Annotated in this window: 16 protein-coding genes; 4 read left to right on the top strand and 12 right to left on the bottom strand. The window is 56.3% G+C overall.

Translation table 11 applies throughout. The features are described 5' to 3' along the window. Positions 1 to 58 precede the first annotated feature (58 nt). The 11 genes from atpB to rpmH form a co-directional block, all read right to left on the bottom strand. On the bottom strand, positions 59 to 928 hold the full coding sequence (atpB, locus tag ABDX87_RS13850) for a F0F1 ATP synthase subunit A (protein WP_074757408.1): 870 nt from the start codon (positions 926 to 928) through the stop codon (positions 59 to 61). Between the two features lie 16 nt (positions 929 to 944). After that, positions 945 to 1,352 carry a F0F1 ATP synthase subunit I gene (locus ABDX87_RS13845; protein ID WP_074757410.1) on the bottom strand — a complete coding sequence of 136 codons (408 nt, stop codon included), beginning with the start codon at positions 1,350 to 1,352 and terminating at the stop codon, positions 945 to 947. A 146-nt stretch (positions 1,353 to 1,498) separates the two neighbouring features. Further along, positions 1,499 to 2,371 carry a ParB/RepB/Spo0J family partition protein gene (locus tag ABDX87_RS13840; RefSeq protein WP_346833333.1) on the bottom strand — a complete coding sequence of 291 codons (873 nt, stop codon included), beginning with the start codon at positions 2,369 to 2,371 and terminating at the stop codon, positions 1,499 to 1,501. A gap of 9 nt (positions 2,372 to 2,380) precedes the next feature. Then, a complete protein-coding gene (locus ABDX87_RS13835) occupies positions 2,381 to 3,175 on the bottom strand; it encodes a ParA family protein (protein WP_062386221.1) in 795 nt (264 codons plus the stop codon). Between the two features lie 18 nt (positions 3,176 to 3,193). Next, complete coding sequence (rsmG, locus tag ABDX87_RS13830; RefSeq protein ID WP_346833514.1) at positions 3,194 to 3,829, bottom strand: 16S rRNA (guanine(527)-N(7))-methyltransferase RsmG; 636 nt, start codon at positions 3,827 to 3,829, stop codon at positions 3,194 to 3,196. Between the two features lie 5 nt (positions 3,830 to 3,834). Then, complete coding sequence (mnmG, locus tag ABDX87_RS13825) at positions 3,835 to 5,733, bottom strand: tRNA uridine-5-carboxymethylaminomethyl(34) synthesis enzyme MnmG (protein WP_346833332.1); 1,899 nt, start codon at positions 5,731 to 5,733, stop codon at positions 3,835 to 3,837. 529 nt (positions 5,734 to 6,262) lie between these two features. After that, entirely contained in the window at positions 6,263 to 7,633 is a 1,371-nt protein-coding gene (gene mnmE, locus ABDX87_RS13820; RefSeq protein WP_346833331.1) for a tRNA uridine-5-carboxymethylaminomethyl(34) synthesis GTPase MnmE, read from the bottom strand. 78 nt (positions 7,634 to 7,711) lie between these two features. Beyond that, positions 7,712 to 9,391, bottom strand: coding sequence for a membrane protein insertase YidC (gene yidC / locus ABDX87_RS13815; RefSeq protein WP_346833330.1), 1,680 nt, complete (start codon positions 9,389 to 9,391; stop codon positions 7,712 to 7,714). A 2-nt stretch (positions 9,392 to 9,393) separates the two neighbouring features. Next, a complete protein-coding gene (yidD, locus tag ABDX87_RS13810; RefSeq protein WP_062386233.1) occupies positions 9,394 to 9,639 on the bottom strand; it encodes a membrane protein insertion efficiency factor YidD in 246 nt (81 codons plus the stop codon). Beyond that, positions 9,632 to 10,033: a ribonuclease P protein component gene (rnpA, locus tag ABDX87_RS13805; RefSeq protein WP_062386236.1), complete on the bottom strand. Its 402-nt coding sequence runs from the start codon at positions 10,031 to 10,033 to the stop codon at positions 9,632 to 9,634. The genes yidD and rnpA overlap by 8 nt, the downstream gene beginning before the upstream one ends. Before the next feature lie 16 nt (positions 10,034 to 10,049). Beyond that, positions 10,050 to 10,184: a 50S ribosomal protein L34 gene (rpmH, locus tag ABDX87_RS13800; protein ID WP_002551315.1), complete on the bottom strand. Its 135-nt coding sequence runs from the start codon at positions 10,182 to 10,184 to the stop codon at positions 10,050 to 10,052. A 588-nt stretch (positions 10,185 to 10,772) separates the two neighbouring features. Between rpmH and dnaA the strand changes: the two genes are divergently transcribed. From dnaA to gyrB, 4 genes are read left to right on the top strand one after another with little or no spacing between them, the layout of a single operon-like run. Then, positions 10,773 to 12,311 (top strand): chromosomal replication initiator protein DnaA, encoded by a 1,539-nt coding sequence (gene dnaA, locus ABDX87_RS13795; RefSeq protein WP_346833329.1) that lies wholly within the window; start codon positions 10,773 to 10,775, stop codon positions 12,309 to 12,311. 35 nt (positions 12,312 to 12,346) lie between these two features. Beyond that, on the top strand, positions 12,347 to 13,450 hold the full coding sequence (dnaN, locus tag ABDX87_RS13790) for a DNA polymerase III subunit beta (RefSeq protein WP_346833328.1): 1,104 nt from the start codon (positions 12,347 to 12,349) through the stop codon (positions 13,448 to 13,450). Between the two features lie 14 nt (positions 13,451 to 13,464). After that, positions 13,465 to 14,568 carry a DNA replication/repair protein RecF gene (recF, locus tag ABDX87_RS13785; RefSeq protein WP_346833327.1) on the top strand — a complete coding sequence of 368 codons (1,104 nt, stop codon included), beginning with the start codon at positions 13,465 to 13,467 and terminating at the stop codon, positions 14,566 to 14,568. Positions 14,569 to 14,572: 4 nt separating this feature from the next. After that, on the top strand, positions 14,573 to 16,990 hold the full coding sequence (gene gyrB, locus ABDX87_RS13780; RefSeq protein ID WP_346833326.1) for a DNA topoisomerase (ATP-hydrolyzing) subunit B: 2,418 nt from the start codon (positions 14,573 to 14,575) through the stop codon (positions 16,988 to 16,990). Between the two features lie 58 nt (positions 16,991 to 17,048). Here the strand turns inward: gyrB and ABDX87_RS13775 are convergent, their stop codons facing one another. Next, a complete protein-coding gene (locus ABDX87_RS13775; RefSeq protein ID WP_346833325.1) occupies positions 17,049 to 18,164 on the bottom strand; it encodes an acyltransferase family protein in 1,116 nt (371 codons plus the stop codon). Between the last annotated feature and the right edge of the window lie 66 nt (positions 18,165 to 18,230).

The raw sequence follows: 18,230 nt of genomic DNA, 5'->3' as shown, positions 1-18,230 counted from the left end.
GCCCTTGCGGGCGCCCCCTCACCGCAATGAGGGGATCATCAGACTCGCCAGGCGGGTCTTAATGGTTATCTTCGTGAGCCATCGACAGGTAAACGATGGTCAGCATCATGAAGATGAACGCTTGCAGGGTGATGATCAGGATGTGGAATACAGCCCACGCCCATTGCAGTACCACGCCCAGACCGCTGAGCCACAACAGGCCACTGCCGAACATGACCGCGATCAGGATGAACACGAGTTCACCCGCGTACATGTTGCCGAAGAGACGCAGAGCCAGAGAAACCGGTTTGGCGATCAGAGTCACGAATTCAAGCAGGAAGTTCACAGGAATCAACAGCGCCTGGACGACAACGTTCTTGCTGCCAAACGGGTGCAGGGTCAACTCGCCGATGAAACCGCCAATGCCCTTGACCTTGATGCTGTAGAAAATGATCAGTGCGAAGACCGAAAGCGCCATGCCGATGGTTGCGTTAGGGTCGGTCGTCGACACCGCACGGAACGGAATGTGGTGATCGCCGGAAATCATGACCGCCAACTGTGGAATCCAGTCAACCGGCACCAGGTCGACCGCGTTCATCAGGAAAACCCAGACGAAAATAGTCAGTGCCAGCGGCGCGATGACCGCGCTGCGACCATGGAAGCTGTCTTTAACGCTGCCATCGACGAATTCGATCAGGACTTCGACGAAGTTCTGCAGACCGCCAGGCTGACCGGAGGTCGCTTTTTTAGCGGCCATGCGGAAAAGCAGGACAAAGATCAGGCCCAGCGCCACCGACCAGCCAAGCGTGTCGAGGTGGAAAGCCCAAAAGCCCATTTCTTTTGCTTCTGCTGCGGAATGCGCGAAGCCCCAAGTGCCGTCAGGCAAATGACCGAAGGTCAAGTTCTGCAAGTGGTGCTGGATATAGCCCGAAGCTGTTTGCTCTGCCATGGTTGCCTCAAACGCCCTAAGGTCTCAAAAGTCTTGTTCTCATTAGCAGGGGTGCGAACCAGCTGACCAACTGGGTCAGCATGAACACGCCGAAAACCGCCAGCGGGGCCAGCGGCTTCACACCTGCGAAGGTCAGTGCAAACAGCACTGCCGTAAAAATCAGTTTGCCTGCCTCGCCGGCGTAGAACGACCGAACGATGGCTTGGGCAGCCCTGGCACCGGAAAACCGGAACGCCTTATGGGCAAAGTACAAATTGGGCAGCCAAGCTATCAGGCCTCCGCAAAGCCCTGAGTATCCAGCTACGACTCCATGCCACTGCCAAAGCGTCACCGCTGCCAGCAACAAGACAATCAATTGAGCCAGCAGTACCGGGAAAACAGCCAGACGATGGAATGGCAAGCGGTTTGGCGTGCGTGTCTCCATCACATGGGCTCCTCGTATGCCAGCCGCCAAAATCAATAACTTGGCATAATTTGTGCCGACAAAATGCGCGCAGAGTATAGGGGCGGTTCAGCCCCTATTCAACTGCCGGGTAGTGATTTCCGACTACACGCTACGCACGATGTGTTTCAGCGGATGTGGGCGAGGACGCCCTGCAACTCATCCAGTGAGTTATAACGGATCACCAACTGGCCTTTTCCCTTCTGACCGTGGCGAATCTGCACCGCAGAGCCTAGGCGCTCGGCCAGACGCTGCTCGAGTCGTGTGATATCCGGATCGGCTTTGACGGGTTCGGCAGGCTCCTGCTTGCCACTCAACCACTGCCGTACGAGTGCCTCAGTCTGGCGCACGGTAAGCCCGCGTGCGACAACATGTCGCGCCCCGTCGACCTGCCTTTCTTCCGGCAAACCTAACAAGGCCCGGGCATGACCCATTTCAAGGTCACCGTGGGACAGCATAGTCTTGATCACCTCTGGCAGCGCGATAAGACGCAAAAGGTTGGCCACGCTCACCCGAGACTTACCCACAGCCTCTGCAACCTGCTGCTGGGTCAACTGAAATTCCTGCTGCAGGCGCTGCAGCGCGATGGCCTCTTCAATCGGATTGAGGTCTTCGCGCTGGATGTTCTCGATGAGCGCCATTGCGATAGCGGCCTCATCCGGCACGTCACGCACCATCGCTGGAATCGTTTCGATGCCTGCCTGTTGGCTGGCACGCCACCGACGCTCACCGGCGATGATCTCGAAGCGGTTGTCGGCGATCGGGCGCACTACGATCGGCTGCATGACACCCTGAGCCTTGATCGAGTTGGCCAGTTCTTCCAGCGCCTGCGGATCCATGTCCCGGCGTGGCTGATACTTGCCGCGCTGGATCAGATCCAGCGGAATGTGCTGTAGCTCGCGTCGGTCGGCTTGAACAGCCTGTTCTTCCAGCGCGCTGACGGTGGGGCTGCTCAGCAGCGCGTCCAGCCCACGTCCGAGTCCTCGTTTCTTGACGGCCATGGGATTTCCTTAAGTGGGCTGGGCGGCGGCGCGGGATCCGCGGCGTTGACGGCGAACCATTTCGCCCGCCAAGGCCAGATAAGCCAGGGCGCCGCGAGAGGTCTTGTCATAAGCCAGCGCCGGCATCCCGAAACTCGGGGCCTCGGCCAGTCGAATGTTGCGTGGGATCACCGTGTCGTAAAGCTGATCGCCGAAATGCTCCTTAAGCTGGGCAGAGACATCGTTGATCAGGCTCAGGCGCGGGTCGTACATCGTGCGCAACAAGCCTTCGATCTTGAGCTGAGGATTGAGCAGCTCGGCGATGCGCTTGATGTTATCCACAAGGTCACTTAGACCTTCGAGTGCGAAGTACTCGCACTGCATGGGGATAATCACACCGTCCGCCGCCACGAGGGCATTGAGCGTGAGCATCGACAGGGATGGGGGGCAGTCGATCAGGATGTAATCGTAGTTCTCGCGAATCGGCGCCAACGCTGTGCGCAGGCGGGCTTCTTTCATCTGCATTTCCAGCAAGACGACTTCAGCGGCGGTCAGGTCGCGGTTGGCAGGCAGCAGTTGATAACCGCCGTGCTCGGAAAAGTGCATGGCCTGGTTCAGGTCGCATTCGCCGATCAACAGATCGTAGACGGAATGTTCCAGCCCATGTTTATCCACACCGCTACCCATGGTGGCGTTGCCCTGTGGATCGAGATCGATCAACAACACCCGACGCTTGGTAGCGACCAGCGACGCTGCGAGGTTGATGCAGGTGGTGGTTTTACCCACACCACCTTTTTGGTTCGCTATCGCGAATACCTTAGCCATTCTTGCGTGTGTTCCCTGTCATGCCGTGCGGCGCAGTATCAGCAGATGCCGTTGGCCTTGGCAACCCGGTACGGCCAAGGCTTGCGCGCTTTCCAGACGAAAATCTGCGGGCAATGCTACCAGTTCGTCAGCCGGATGCAGACCTTTCATTGCCAGCCATCGCGTCTGGGTATCCCCCATGTGACGCGTCCACTGCGTGAAGTCTTCGAGGCTGCTGAACGCGCGGGAGATGATTCCCGTGAACGGCTGTTCCGGCTGGAACGCCTCTGCACGGCTGTGGATAACTTGGAGATTGTCGAGTTTCAGCTCGAGTTTGACCTGGGTCAAAAACCGAGTCTTTTTGCCATTGCTGTCCAGACACGTGACGTTCATGTCCGGAAACAGGATCGCCAGCGGGATACCGGGCATGCCGCCACCGCTGCCGACGTCGAGTTGACGTTCGCCCTGGATGTACGGCACCACGCTCAGGCTGTCGAGCAGATGGCGAGAGACCATTTCGTCTGGATCACGGACAGCGGTCAAGTTGTAGGCCTTGTTCCACTTGATCAGCAATGCCAGATAGCCCAGCAGTTTTTCATGCTGGACTTCACTCAGATCAACGCCCAACTCGCGGGCGCCTTGGCTCAATTCTTCTGCATGCTGCGGGGTGACCATAGAACTCAAGCGCTTTGCTCCAACTGACGGCCCGCGCCGCGTTTTTTCAAGTGAATCATCAACAGCGAGATCGCTGCCGGCGTCACACCGGGAATGCGCGAAGCCTGACCAAGCGTTTCAGGACGCGTTATCCCCAGCTTGCTTTGAATCTCTTTCGACAGGCCGGAAATGGCCGTGTAGTCGATGTCGTCCGGCAGTTTTGTATTTTCGCTGGCACGTAGACGAGCAATCTCGTCCTGCTGGCGATCAATGTAACCGGCGTACTTGGTTTTGATTTCAACCTGCTCGGCGACCTGTGGATCGATTGAACCCTGGCCCGTCAACGCAACGAGGTTGGCGTAGTCGATTTCAGGACGGCTCAGCAGGTTGAGCAGATTGTATTCGTGGGTCAGTGGCGTTCCGAAATGCGCGGAAACGGCGTCGCCCTGCTCGGTCCCGGGACGGATCCAGGTCGATTTCAAACGCTGCTCTTCCAACTCGATCCCTTCGCGCTTGGCACAGAACGCAGCCCATCGGGCATCGTCGACCAATCCCAACTCGCGGCCCTTCTCGGTCAGGCGCAGGTCTGCGTTGTCTTCGCGCAAGATCAACCGGTACTCAGCACGAGACGTGAACATGCGGTAAGGCTCTTGCGTACCCAGGGTGATCAAATCATCCACAAGCACGCCGATGTACGCCTCATCGCGACGCGGGCACCAGCTTTCCCTGCCTTGAGCACGCAGTGCTGCGTTGGCACCGGCGAGCAAACCTTGTGCGCCGGCTTCTTCGTAACCGGTGGTGCCGTTGATCTGCCCAGCGAAGAACAGGCCGCCGATGACTTTCGTCTCCAGGCTGTATTTCAGGTCTCGCGGATCGAAATAGTCGTACTCGATGGCGTAACCCGGACGAACGATGTGGGCGTTTTCCATGCCTCGAATCGATCGCACGATCTGCAACTGCACATCGAATGGCAGCGAAGTCGAAATCCCGTTCGGATAAAGCTCATGCGTGGTCAGGCCCTCTGGTTCGATGAAGACCTGGTGGCTTTCCTTGTCGGCAAAGCGATGGATCTTGTCTTCGATCGACGGGCAGTAACGCGGGCCGACACCTTCGATTTCGCCGGCAGCGGAATACATCGGCGAACGATCGAGGTTCGCAGCGATGATTTCGTGAGTGCGCGCGTTGGTGTGGGTAATCCAGCAGCTGACCTGACGTGGATGTTGTTCCTTGGAACCCAGGAACGACATGACAGGGATAGGCGTATCGCCAGGTTGCTCGGTCATCACCGAGAAATCCACAGAACGACCATCGATGCGTGGAGGCGTACCGGTCTTCAGACGTCCGACGCGCAGGGGTAATTCGCGAAGACGACGTGCGAGCGCGATGGACGGTGGATCACCTGCCCGACCACCGGAGTAATTCTGCAAACCGATGTGGATAAGTCCGCCGAGGAAGGTGCCGGTGGTCAATACCACAGAGTCCGCCATGAAACGCAGACCCATCTGGGTCACCACGCCTCGTACCTGGTCCTGCTCGACAATCAGATCGTCACAGGCCTGCTGAAATATCCACAGGTTCGGCTGGTTTTCAATGATCTCGCGGATAGCTGCCTTATAGAGAATTCGGTCAGCCTGAGCACGAGTAGCCCGCACTGCCGGGCCTTTGCGGCTGTTGAGCACGCGAAACTGAATACCGCCCAGGTCGGTGGCGGCGGCCATTGCCCCCCCGAGCGCATCGATCTCTTTAACCAGATGACTTTTTCCGATGCCGCCGATCGCGGGGTTACAGCTCATTTGCCCGAGGGTTTCCACGTTGTGCGTAAGCAGCAGGGTTTTCGCACCCATGCGTGCAGACGCAAGTGCTGCCTCGGTACCGGCATGACCGCCGCCGATGACGATCACTTCAAAACGGGAAGGGAAATCCACCACGCACCTCGTGCCTGTTTTTTGGGGGGAATAGGAAATTGGCGGCAAGTATAGGGACTTCGCCCCCCTGAAAGGAACCTTTTGCGCAAAATTTAACCAGCTGTGGATGAAAGGCGGTTAAAGAAATTAAAAAGAAAGAAATTTATAAAATCTTTGTTTTTATGTTTATGTTTAGAGAGGCCCCTTTCTGTGGATAGATTTCTACAGGCCATATATTACGTGCTGTACAGAGATTTAAAAGTCTGTGTTCATGTGCCGATGAGGCCCTTGGATAACGTGTCTAAGCCTGTGGATTAAAGTGATGGTTGTCCACAGGCGAGGTTATCCTCCGATTTGAGGCCCACTTATCAACTGAGCTGAATCGTGGTTATGCACAGGGCTTATCCGGCCGGCTAGCCTCCTTTGGACGGACGAAAATTGCGCGTACGAATGCGCTCTGACGCTCAGAGGAGTGGATTAATTTTTAGGAGGGGGATAAAGCAAGGGCAGACAGGTCGGAAAATGACCTGTCTGTGGAGAAAAACCGCGATTATTTGCCGATGCAGAAGCTCGAGAAGATTCGTCCCAGCAGATCGTCAGAGCTGAACGCGCCGGTGATCTCTCCCAGACACTGCTGAGCAATGCGCAGATCCTCAGCCAGCAGTTCACCCGCACCCGCCAGGGTCAGCTGCGAGCGGCCGTGCTCGAGCGAGGCACTGGCCTTGTGCAGCGCCTCCAGATGCCTACGTCGAGCACTGAAGCTGCTTTCAGAGGTTTGTTGATAACCCATGCACGCCTTCAGATGATCTCGCAGAAGCTCAAGCCCTTCGCCGCCGGCCTTGGCACTGAGGTTGATCGTGACATGGCCATCTTCACTGACCTCAAGTCCTACGGGATCACCACTCAGATCGGCCTTGTTTCTGATGAGCGTGACCTGCGCGGGATCCGGACGCTGTTCAAGGAATTCAGGCCAGAGGGCAAACGGATCGACCGCCTCCGGCGCTGTGGCGTCCACCACCAGGAGTATCCGGTCAGCTTCCGAAATAGCCTTGAGCGCCCTTTCGACGCCAATCCGTTCTACTTGGTCCTCGGTATCGCGAAGGCCTGCAGTGTCAACAACGTGCAGCGGCATGCCGTCGATGTGGATATGTTCACGCAGCACGTCACGGGTCGTGCCGGCAATCTCGGTGACGATCGCTGCTTCCCGTCCGGCCAGCGCATTGAGCAGGCTGGATTTGCCAGCATTCGGTCGACCGGCGATCACGACGGTCATGCCGTCACGCAAAAGCGCACCTTGATTGGCCTCTCTCAAGACCGTGGATAACTGAAGCCGAACGTCATCCAGCATGCTGAGGACGTGCCCATCAGCCAAAAAGTCTATTTCTTCTTCCGGAAAGTCGATGGCGGCTTCTACGTATATCCGCAAGCTGATCAGTTTCTCGGTGAGGTTATCCACACGTTGAGAGAACGCACCCTGCAAGGATCGCAACGCATTGCGCGCCGCTTGTGCAGAACTGGCTTCGATCAGGTCAGCGATGGCTTCAGCCTGGGCAAGATCAAGCTTATCGTTAAGAAACGCCCGTTCGCTGAATTCGCCGGGGCGTGCCAGCCGGCTTCCCAGTTGTACACAGCGCTGCAGCAACATATCCAGAACGATAGGGCCACCATGGCCTTGGAGCTCCAGAACATCTTCGCCCGTGAAGGAGTTCGGTCCGGGGAAATACAGGGCAATGCCTTCGTCTATCACCTCCCCATACTCGTCCTGGAATGGGCCATAGTGCGCATGACGAGGCTGCAGTTCTTTTCCAATGATCGCCTTTGCGGCGGCGGCGGCCAAGGGACCGGAGATACGCACAATGCCAACGCCACCTCGTCCTTGGGCGGTGGCAATCGCGGCGATGGTTTCACGAGGGACGTTCATGGCCCGGCTCCTGAATAACTGACGGATAGCAAAACGCCCCACGAGGGGGCGTTCTGAGAGACTTATTCACAGGGTAGATCAAGCGGCGGCTTTTTTGGCCTTGGCTTCGATGCTGCGCGTGATGTACCACTGTTGAGTGATGGACAGGGTGTTGTTTACAACCCAGTACAGCACCAGACCCGCCGGGAACCACAGGAAGAAGAAGGTGAAGATGATCGGCATCAGCTTCATGACCTTGGCTTGCATCGGATCCGGAGGGGTGGGGTTCAAACGCTGCTGAATGAACATGGTCGCGCCCATGATGATCGGCAGGATGAAGAACGGGTCCTTGATCGACAGGTCGGTTATCCACAGCAGCCAAGGCGCCTGGCGCATCTCGACGCTTTCCAGCAATACCCAATACAGCGACAGGAACACTGGCATCTGTACAAGAATTGGCAAGCAACCACCCAGCGGGTTGATCTTCTCTTTCTTGTAAAGCTCCATCATCGACTGCGAAAGCTTCTGACGGTCGTCGCCGTGCTGTTCTTTCAGGGCCGCCAGACGTGGCGCAACGGCACGCATACGTGCCATCGATTTATAGCTTGCTGCGGACAGAGGGAAGAAAAGCCCTTTGATCAGCATGGTCAGGAAAATAATCGACCAGCCCCAGTTACCCACAATGCTGTGGATATGTTGCAGCAGCCAGAAAATCGGCTGGGCAATGAACCACAGGATGCCGTAGTCGACGGTCAGTTCCAGACCTGGGGACAACTCTTTAAGCACGGCCTGGCTCTTCGGACCGGCGTACAACGTGGTGGTCGTTTCAGCCTTCGCACCTGGCGCAACGGTCAATGCTGGACCGGTGAAACCGATGATGTAGTTACCCGCGCTGTCTTTGCGAGTGGTTACCGTGTTGCTGTCAGCCTTGTTCGGGATCCAGGCCGTCACGAAATAGTGCTGCAGCCAGGCGACCCAACCACCTTGAACCGTATCTTTCACCGAGCCTTTATCGATGTCCTTCATCGAAACCTTTTTGTAAGGCTCCGACGGTGTCCACATGGCCGCACCCAGATAAGTGGCGGTGCCGGTGGCGGTTGTCGACGATGGATCTGCGCTTGCATCGCGTTTCAGCTGAGCGAACAGATTACCGTTCCACGCCTGAGCGCTCTGGTTATCGATCAGATAAGAAACGGTCAGGTCATACAGGCCGCGTTTGAAGGTGAAACGCTTGATGTAGTTGACGCCGGCATCGCTGAATTTCAAATCGACAACGAGTTCGTTCTGCCCATCGGCCAACTGAAAACTTTTCTGAGTCGCAACGTAGACAGGGCGACCTGAAGCCCGGGCATCCGGACCGTTTGCGCCCGTCAGGCCGCTCTGTGCCAGAAAGGTACGCTCGCCGCCATTATCGAACAGCTGAAACGGAATTTCCGGATGGTCTTGACGGCGCGGATACAGTGGCAAGCGAAGTTGCACCACATCACCGCCGACTGGATCGATTTCCAGATTCAACACATCGGTTTTAACCTGAATCAAGTCTTTGCTGGCAACGACCGGAGTTTCGGTCGGTGCAGCGACTTCACCTGTTGCACTCGGAACGTCTGCGTTGGCAGCAGCCGTGCCTTGCGGAGTGTCAGGAAGAGCGGATGTATTGGTGTTGGCGGCAACATTCTGAGTCGGCAAGGCAGCCTGACCATAGTCCTGGTTCCATTTCAGGACACCGACATAGGTCACGATTGCCAGGGCGACGATCAGGATCGTGCGTTTAATATCCATGATTACTCGGCCATCGAAGAGGAACGGGAGGTGGGAGCTGGTGGAACCGGGTCGAAACCACCGGGATTCCACGGATGACAGCGACCTAGGCGACGCAAGGTCAGCCAGCCGCCGCGCACCAGGCCATGATTTTCAATGGCTTCGTACGCGTAGCAGGAGCAACTGGGGTAGAAACGACAGTGACTGGCCATCAGAGGACTAATGGCATAGCGGTAAAACTGGATCGGAACGAGCGCCAGTTTACGCATCAGGACTGTCTACCCCCGCAGTTTCGGTTTTGACTTCTGAGGTTGGCCGGCTGCGCGCCAGACGTTTCCAGAGCTTGCCGAAATGCTGAATCAATTCGGGGTTTTCAATGTCACCCAAGCCTTTGCGCGCGACAACCACGATATCCCAACCAATCAGGTTGTCTTGGTGGTGGCGAAACGATTCGCGCATCAGGCGTTTCAAGCGATTGCGCTCGACGGAGAGCTTCACGCTCTTCTTACCGATCACCAATCCCAAGCGGGCGTGATCCAGGTCGTTGTTGCGCACAAGGAGCAGGAGATTTTTCCCCGGAACCTTGCCGGTGGGGGAGTCAAAGACTGCCTTGAAATGCCGGGGTGTCAGCAAACGCTTTTCCCGACTGAAGTCTCGACTCACCACCTGTACCGATTAATCAAACTGCCAGACGCTTACGGCCTTTGGCGCGACGACGCGACAGAACTGCACGGCCGTTTTTGGTGGCCATACGAGCACGGAAACCGTGGGTGCGGGCGCGCTTGATAGTGCTGGGTTGGAAAGTACGTTTCATGGCGTGTTACCTGGTTCGTCCACAACGGGCCGGAATGGCCCCCGTTTTAAGAGACCGGGGATTCTAGAGAAAGCAAGCTCGCAGGTCAATTTCCAACCAACGTTTCTTCCATTTACTTCTTATGTGCATTCCTGAGGGGACAGGCACGGTCGGGAGTGACACATCGGAACCTTAGACATAAAAATAAAGAAGGAAAGTATTTAAAGCTTTTCTGTAAAGCTTATAAAGACTGGGGTCGCTGCTCTCTGTGGATAAGTAGCTTAAGCGCCTTTAAATCGCGGTGTACAGAGAATCACAACTCTGTCTAAAAGCGGTGTCGGTCCTGTGCTGCGCCCTCGGAAAACCTGTGTGTGAAACGTGACGTTATCCACAGGGCAGTTACCCACAGATTTCCGACCCGAGTTATGCAATGGGCTGAGTTATGGTTATCCACAGGGCTTATGCACATGCCACCGGTCGGGATTTATCCTCATAAGATGTTGATTTTGAGATGCCCGTTAGCGACCTACATGTGGATAAGTCTGCTGGGGGTGGTTACAATGGGCGCTTGTTTTTGCCTCACCGGCTTTCGAAACTTAGGGGATATCCGTGTCAGTGGAACTTTGGCAGCAGTGCGTGGAGCTTTTGCGCGATGAGCTGCCTGCCCAGCAATTCAACACCTGGATCCGTCCGCTACAGGTCGAAGCCGAAGGCGACGAGTTGCGTGTCTATGCGCCCAACCGGTTCGTGCTTGACTGGGTCAATGAAAAGTACCTTGGTCGCGTGCTCGAATTGTTGGCGGAACAAGGCCAGGGCATTGCGCCTTCCCTTTCCTTATTAATAGGCAGCAAACGAAGCTCTGCTCCCCGGGCCGCGCCCAATGCTCCGTTGGCGGCTGCCGCTGCCGCGTCGCAGGCTGCTCAAAGCGCAGCAAACCACGCCCCCGGTTCATCTGCTCCGGCTCCCACGCCCGCGTCAGCACCTGCTTCGCCGGTGGTGCAAGTAGCGCTGGATGTAGATGACGAACCTTCGCGCGCAAGTTTCGATCCGATGGCAGGCGCAAGCTCTCAGCAGGCCCCGGCTCGTGCTGAGCAGCGCAATGTTCAGGTTGAAGGAGCGCTCAAGCACACCAGCTACCTGAACCGCACCTTCACGTTCGAGAACTTCGTCGAAGGTAAGTCCAACCAGCTGGCGCGGGCGGCAGCGTGGCAGGTCGCGGATAACCCCAAGCATGGGTACAACCCGCTCTTCCTTTATGGTGGTGTCGGTTTGGGTAAAACCCACTTGATGCACGCTGTGGGTAACCACCTGCTCAAGAAGAACCCGAATGCGAAGGTTGTTTATCTCCATTCGGAGCGTTTTGTTGCAGACATGGTTAAAGCGCTGCAACTGAACGCCATCAATGAATTCAAGCGTTTCTATCGCTCTGTCGACGCCCTGCTGATCGATGACATTCAGTTTTTCGCGCGCAAAGAGCGTTCACAGGAAGAGTTTTTCCACACCTTCAACGCCCTCCTTGAAGGCGGCCAGCAGGTCATCCTGACCAGCGACCGTTATCCAAAGGAAATCGAAGGGCTTGAGGAGCGTCTCAAATCCCGTTTTGGCTGGGGATTGACCGTAGCGGTCGAACCGCCCGAGCTGGAAACCCGTGTGGCGATCCTCATGAAGAAAGCAGATCAGGCGAAGGTCGAACTTCCACACGATGCCGCTTTCTTTATCGCGCAACGCATTCGATCCAACGTGCGTGAGCTGGAGGGTGCGCTCAAGCGTGTCATCGCTCACTCCCACTTCATGGGACGCGACATCACCATCGAGCTGATTCGCGAGTCGCTCAAGGACCTGCTGGCATTGCAGGACAAGCTGGTGAGTGTGGATAACATTCAGCGCACTGTCGCTGAGTATTACAAGATCAAGATCTCCGACCTTCTGTCGAAACGTCGTTCCAGGTCGGTTGCACGGCCGCGGCAAGTCGCGATGGCGTTGTCCAAGGAATTGACCAACCACAGTTTGCCGGAGATTGGCGATGTGTTCGGTGGGCGCGACCATACCACCGTGCTGCACGCCTGCCGCAAGATCAATGAGCTTAAAGAATCCGATGCGGATATCCGCGAGGACTACAAGAACCTGCTGCGTACTTTGACTACGTGATGCTGACGCAGCTTTTCAAGGCAAGGGACTAGACCATGCATTTCACCATTCAACGCGAAGCCCTGTTGAAACCCCTGCAACTGGTCGCGGGCGTTGTAGAACGCCGCCAGACCTTGCCGGTTCTGTCGAACGTGTTGCTGGTTGTCGAAGGACAACAGCTGTCCTTGACCGGTACCGACCTGGAAGTCGAGCTGGTTGGACGGGTTCAGCTGGAAGAGCCTGCTGAACCGGGCGAGATCACTGTACCTGCTCGCAAGCTCATGGATATCTGCAAAAGCCTGCCGAACGACGCCTTGATCGATATCAAAGTCGATGAGCAAAAGCTCGTCGTGAAGGCCGGCCGCAGCCGCTTTACCTTGTCGACGTTGCCGGCCAATGATTTCCCGACGGTAGAAGAAGGTCCAGGTTCGCTGACGTTCAACCTGGTGCAAAGCAAGCTGCGCCGTTTGATCGAGCGCACCAGCTTCGCCATGGCTCAACAAGACGTTCGCTATTACCTGAACGGCATGCTGCTGGAAGTGCAATCAGGCGTTCTGCGCGCTGTCGCTACCGATGGCCACCGTCTCGCGATGTGCTCGATGGCTGCAGAGATTGAGCACGCTGATCGTCATCAGGTCATCGTGCCGCGCAAGGGTATCCTGGAACTGGCACGCCTCCTCACCGAGCAGGACGGTCTTGTCAGTATCGTGCTGGGTCAGCATCACATTCGCGCAACGACCGGCGAATTTACCTTCACCTCGAAACTGGTGGACGGCAAATTCCCGGACTACGAGCGCGTGTTGCCTAAAGGTGGCGACAAACTGGTGGTGGGTGATCGTCAGGCGCTGCGCGAAGCATTCAGCCGTACCGCCATTCTGTCGAACGAGAAGTACCGCGGCATTCGTCTGCAACTGGCCAGCGGTCAGCTGAAAATTCAGGCAAACAACCCTGAGCAGGAAGAAGCAGAAGAAGAAATCAGCGTGGACTACAACGGCAGCTCGTTGGAAATCGGCTTTAACGTAAGCTACCTGCTCGACGTGTTGGGCGTTATGACCACTGAGCAAGTGCGTCTGATCCTTTCCGACTCGAACAGCAGTGCGCTGGTTCAAGAGTCCGGCAATGACGATTCGGCTTACGTTGTCATGCCGATGCGCCTGTAATCAGCAGACGATAGATGTCTCTCAGTCGCGTCTCGGTCACCGGGGTGCGCAATCTGCACCCGGTGACCTTCTCCCCCTCTCCTCGCATCAATATTCTTTATGGCGCCAACGGCAGTGGTAAAACCAGTGTCCTCGAGGCGATCCATCTGCTTGGGCTTGCTCGTTCGTTCCGCAGCGCTCGCCTGCAACCCGTTATCCAGTATGAACAGCCTGCGTGCACCGTCTTCGGACAGGTTGAACTTGCTGAAGGTGGGCACAGCAATCTAGGTATTTCCCGTGATCGCCAAGGCGAATTTCAAATTCGTATCGACGGGCAAAACGCTAAAAGTGCGGCGCAACTGGCGGAAACGTTGCCGCTGCAGCTGATCAATCCTGACAGTTTTCGCCTCCTTGAAGGTGCTCCGAAGATCCGTCGCCAGTTCCTGGATTGGGGAGTGTTCCACGTGGAACCTCGCTTTATGCCCACTTGGCAGCGTCTTCAGAAGGCCCTCCGGCAGCGAAACTCGTGGCTTCGGCATGGTACACTTGACGGCGCTTCGCAGGCGGCCTGGGACCGGGAACTGTGCCTTGCCAGTGACGAAATCGATGAGTTTCGCCGGGCTTATATCAAAGCCCTGAAACCCGTGTTCGAGCAGACGTTAAGCGAACTGGTTCAGCTTGAAGGTTTGACCCTGAGTTATTACCGCGGATGGGACAAAGAGAAAGACTTGAGCACTGTGCTCGCCTCATCTCTCTATCGCGATCAGCAGATGGGTCACACGCAAGCAGGACCGCAGCGCGCTGATTTGCGTCTTAGGCTCGGTGGCCATAACGCGGCGGACATCCTGTCACGCGGACAGCAGAAACTCGTGGTCTGCGCGTTACGCATTGCTCAAGGCCATCTCGTTAGTCAGGCTCGCCGCGGCCAATGTATTTATCTCGTCGACGATCTGCCATCGGAGCTCGACGAGCATCACCGCAGCGCATTGTGTCGCTTGCTGGAAGAATTACGCTGCCAGGTATTTATCACCTGTGTAGATCATGAATTGTTGAGGGAAGGCTGGCAGACGGAAACGCCAGTGGCTTTGTTCCACGTGGAACATGGCAGTATCACCCAGACCCACGACCATCGGGAGTGAATGCATGAGCGAAAATCAAACGTACGACTCGTCCAGCATTAAAGTGCTGAAAGGACTTGATGCCGTACGCAAGCGTCCCGGTATGTACATCGGCGATACGGACGATGGCAGTGGTCTTCACCACATGGTGTTTGAAGTGGTGGATAACTCCATCGACGAAGCTTTGGCTGGCCACTGCGACGATATCAGCATCATCATCCATCCGGACGAATCCATCACCGTGCGCGACAACGGTCGCGGAATCCCGGTTGATGTGCATAAGGAAGAAGGCGTCTCCGCAGCAGAGGTCATCATGACCGTGCTACACGCTGGCGGTAAGTTCGATGACAACTCCTACAAAGTATCCGGCGGTCTGCACGGTGTAGGTGTCTCCGTTGTGAACGCACTGTCTGAAGAGCTGAACCTGACCGTTCGCCGCAGCGGCAAAATCTGGGAACAGACCTACGTTCATGGTGTTCCACAAGAGCCGATGAAAATCGTCGGTGAGAGCGACACCACGGGCACCGAGATCCATTTCAAACCCTCCGCCGAGACATTCAAGAATATCCACTTCAGCTGGGACATCCTGGCCAAGCGCATTCGCGAACTGTCGTTCCTGAACTCTGGTGTAGGTATCGTCCTTAAAGATGAGCGCAGCGGTAAGGAAGAGTTGTTCAAGTACGAGGGCGGATTGCGTGCATTCGTCGAATACCTGAACACCAACAAGACGCCCGTGAACCAGGTCTTCCACTTCAACGTTCAGCGCGATGACGGCGTGGGTGTCGAGATTGCCCTGCAGTGGAACGACAGCTTCAACGAAAACCTGTTGTGCTTCACTAACAACATTCCTCAGCGGGACGGTGGTACTCACCTTGTGGGCTTCCGCTCCGCGCTGACGCGCAACCTGAACAACTACATCGAGCAGGAAGGTCTGGCGAAGAAGCACAAAGTCGCGACCACTGGCGATGATGCGCGTGAAGGCTTGACGGCGATTATCTCGGTTAAGGTTCCGGATCCGAAGTTCAGTTCGCAGACCAAGGACAAGCTGGTTTCTTCCGAGGTGAAGACCGCAGTCGAGCAAGAGATGGGTAAGTACTTCTCTGACTTCCTGTTGGAAAACCCGAACGAAGCCAAGGCAGTTGTCGGCAAGATGATCGACGCGGCCCGTGCCCGCGAAGCTGCGCGTAAAGCGCGTGAGATGACCCGCCGTAAAGGCGCCCTGGATATTGCCGGTCTGCCAGGCAAACTGGCTGACTGCCAGGAGAAGGACCCTGCCCTCTCCGAACTGTATCTGGTGGAAGGTGACTCTGCTGGCGGTTCCGCCAAGCAGGGACGTAACCGTAAGACTCAGGCCATCCTGCCGCTCAAGGGCAAGATCCTGAACGTTGAAAAAGCCCGCTTCGACAAGATGATTTCCTCGCAGGAAGTCGGCACCTTGATCACCGCACTGGGCTGCGGCATCGGTCGCGACGAGTACAACATCGACAAGCTGCGCTATCACAACATCATCATCATGACCGATGCTGACGTCGACGGTTCGCACATCCGTACCCTGCTGCTGACATTCTTCTTCCGTCAGTTGCCGGAGCTGGTCGAGCGCGGCTACATCTATATCGCTCAGCCGCCGCTGTACAAGGTCAAGAAAGGCAAGCAAGAGCAGTACATCAAAGACGACGACGCCATGGAAGAGTACATGACGCAGTCGGCCCTGGAAGATGCGAGCCTGCACTTGAACGAGTCGGCGCCTGGGATTTCCGGTCCTGCACTGGAAAAGCTGGTTAATGACTTCCGTATGGTCATGAAGACGCTCAAGCGTCTGTCGCGTCTGTATCCTCAGGAGCTGACTGAGCACTTCGTGTACTTGCCGCCTGTAGCGATGGAACAGTTGTCGGATCACGCCGCTATGCAGGACTGGCTGGCCAAGTTCGACGAGCGCCTGCGTGTCGGCGAAAAATCCGGTCTGGTTTACAAGGCCAGCCTGCGGGAAGACCGTGAACGTAACGTATGGTTGCCGGAGGTCGAACTGATCTCTCACGGTCTGTCCAACTACGTGACGTTCAACCGCGACTTCTTCGGCAGTAACGATTACAAGACCGTTACCGCTCTGGGCGCGCAGATCAGCACGCTGCTTGAAGAAGGTGCCTACGTACAACGTGGCGAGCGCAAGAAGCCGGTTACCGAGTTCAAGGAAGCCCTCGCCTGGCTGATGGCCGAAAGCACCAAGCGCCACACCATTCAGCGATACAAAGGTCTGGGTGAAATGAACCCTGATCAGTTGTGGGAAACCACGATGGACCCGAGCGTGCGTCGCATGCTGAAGGTCACCATCGAAGACGCGATCGCTGCCGATCAGATCTTCAACACGCTGATGGGCGACGCCGTAGAACCTCGCCGCGACTTCATCGAAGCCAACGCCCTGGCGGTCTCGAACCTGGATTTCTAAGGTTCAATCGCCCCAACAAAAACCCCGGCCGATACGCATCGGCCGGGGTTTTTATTTTTCAGGCCGACCCGCTTCGCACACCTGCCCAATACGTTTTCAAGTCTGTCATCGTGGACGCAAGCTGCGCAGCAAATGCATGTCGTCGCGCCATGGCTGGCTTTTCGATGACGTGCCAAGAGAAGATCGCGGCAACCAGGACGATAGGGAACGCCACCAGCATCATGCTGATCGGATCAATGCCTTTGACCTGATGCGCGAGGATCTCCTGCACAGGGAAGGCATAGATATAGACGCCATATGAGTAGTCGCCCAACTGGTTGTAGCGGTCCACAAAACGGTTGGTGGCGAAGCCCAGGTAGAAGATCAGGTAAGTCCAGGCGGCCACGAAGCACTCGAAGAACCAAGGCTTTTGATAAGACCACGCAGCCAACGCCGCCAGCGGCAAGAACCACACGAAGCGGTGTTGAATGTGCTGACGATAACGGTACAGCGACATGCCGAGTACGAACGGAAGGCTCCAGGTGAAGAAGAACTGTGCCCGGTGTAGTTCGTTCAGCATCGTGGTGTTTGCCAAAGTAATCTTGAAAGCGATGTAGACGATCGCGTAAACAAGCAGAAACCCGGCGAACCGCACGCCTCGTCCGTAGAACGCAAAAGCGCCTAACCCGCCGACCAGCACATACAGCGTCACTTCGTAGAACAGCGTCCACAGTGAGCCGTTGATACCAGGCCACGGGTTATCCTCGAAGACGCCGGGTAGCTGAAACTTCATGCTGAATAGCATGAGGTTATTACTCAGGTAACTGTAAATTGCACCCGAGCGGAAATATTCCAGCGTGCCCAGTGTCGTAAAGAGGGGGCCGATCAGAAAGACGCTCAGTAGCAGGACGAGGGACAGACCCGGGTAGATGCGCAGAAACCGCGCTGAGAAGAAATCCAGATTTGTCGGCGCACGGTCACGGCTAAGGGAAATGAAGAAGCCGGAAACGCAGAAGAAGGTGATCACCGCCAGCTCACCGAGCGACAGCCCCAGCCAACCGGATAAAGGCTCAACGGCTGTACTGCCCAACGCAAGTGGATAACTGTGGGAGATCAGAACCGCCGTTGCAGCAAGCATTCTGATCAGGCTGAAGTTATTGTTTCGTCTGGACGCCAAGTCACCCAATGTATTCATACCGCCTCCGCCCGCGATCAGGGCAACTGCATTTCGATCCGTTCACCGCTGTGATGCTTCACGTCC

The organism is Pseudomonas abietaniphila, from assembly GCF_039697315.1.
GTDB lineage: Bacteria > Pseudomonadota > Gammaproteobacteria > Pseudomonadales > Pseudomonadaceae > Aquipseudomonas > Aquipseudomonas abietaniphila_B.
This window is presented reverse-complemented; position numbering and strand designations above follow the sequence as displayed.

Coding starts and splice junctions, on each gene's coding strand:
- atpB (WP_074757408.1), bottom strand. CDS start 928: ATGGCAGAGCAAACAGCTTCGGGCTATATCCAGCACCACTTGCAGAAC.
- ABDX87_RS13845 (WP_074757410.1), bottom strand. CDS start 1,352: ATGGAGACACGCACGCCAAACCGCTTGCCATTCCATCGTCTGGCTGTT.
- ABDX87_RS13840 (WP_346833333.1), bottom strand. CDS start 2,371: ATGGCCGTCAAGAAACGAGGACTCGGACGTGGGCTGGACGCGCTGCTG.
- ABDX87_RS13835 (WP_062386221.1), bottom strand. CDS start 3,175: ATGGCTAAGGTATTCGCGATAGCGAACCAAAAAGGTGGTGTGGGTAAA.
- rsmG (WP_346833514.1), bottom strand. CDS start 3,829: ATGGTCACCCCGCAGCATGCAGAAGAATTGAGCCAAGGCGCCCGCGAG.
- mnmE (WP_346833331.1), bottom strand. CDS start 7,633: ATGAACGTCCCTCGTGAAACCATCGCCGCGATTGCCACCGCCCAAGGA.
- yidC (WP_346833330.1), bottom strand. CDS start 9,391: ATGGATATTAAACGCACGATCCTGATCGTCGCCCTGGCAATCGTGACC.
- yidD (WP_062386233.1), bottom strand. CDS start 9,639: ATGCGTAAACTGGCGCTCGTTCCGATCCAGTTTTACCGCTATGCCATT.
- rpmH (WP_002551315.1), bottom strand. CDS start 10,184: ATGAAACGTACTTTCCAACCCAGCACTATCAAGCGCGCCCGCACCCAC.
- dnaN (WP_346833328.1), top strand. CDS start 12,347: ATGCATTTCACCATTCAACGCGAAGCCCTGTTGAAACCCCTGCAACTG.
- recF (WP_346833327.1), top strand. CDS start 13,465: ATGTCTCTCAGTCGCGTCTCGGTCACCGGGGTGCGCAATCTGCACCCG.
- gyrB (WP_346833326.1), top strand. CDS start 14,573: ATGAGCGAAAATCAAACGTACGACTCGTCCAGCATTAAAGTGCTGAAA.
- ABDX87_RS13775 (WP_346833325.1), bottom strand. CDS start 18,164: ATGAATACATTGGGTGACTTGGCGTCCAGACGAAACAATAACTTCAGC.